Source organism: Bacillus cereus group sp. BfR-BA-01355 (genome assembly GCF_022663675.1).
Classification (GTDB): Bacteria; Bacillota; Bacilli; order Bacillales; family Bacillaceae_G; genus Bacillus_A; species Bacillus_A thuringiensis_S.
Window position 1 is genome coordinate 1 of the sequence record NZ_JAKUFY010000311.1, and the last position, 447, is coordinate 447.

Here is a 447-nt window from a genome sequence, read left to right on the forward strand (position 1 = left end):
TTTGTAATCGTTCTTTATCGATATAATAGTTTTCAAATACGAACAATGTTTTTATCAAATTAGAACCCAATTGTGATTGGCTTTGAACTTCCGCTAACGAACAATAACCATAACTACTTCCCTCTGTTCCTTGTTTTTGGAGACTTCTTAATAATTCCACAACTGTCATATCTGCTTCTCGTTTTACTCGAACTGGTATTGTATTTACAAATAGACCTACAATTTCTTCAATTCCTTTTATTTTCGCATCTCTTCCTGATACAACCTTCCCAAAGACTACATCATCCGTATGATTATACGTTTGTAAAACTATCCCCCAAGCTGCTTCCATCACCGTATTTATCGTAACATTATTAGCTAAAGCTATTTCATTCAGCTTTTGACTAAACTCTTTTTCTAAACTAATTTTTATACGATCCATTTGTGCATCGGTAGATTCTGATCTTT

General features: G+C 33.1%; 1 protein-coding gene. It reads right to left on the reverse strand.

The window, feature by feature from the left end:
- On the reverse strand, positions 1-447 hold a 447-nt coding region (locus MR167_RS31800; RefSeq protein ID WP_242316258.1), incomplete at both ends, for a condensation domain-containing protein.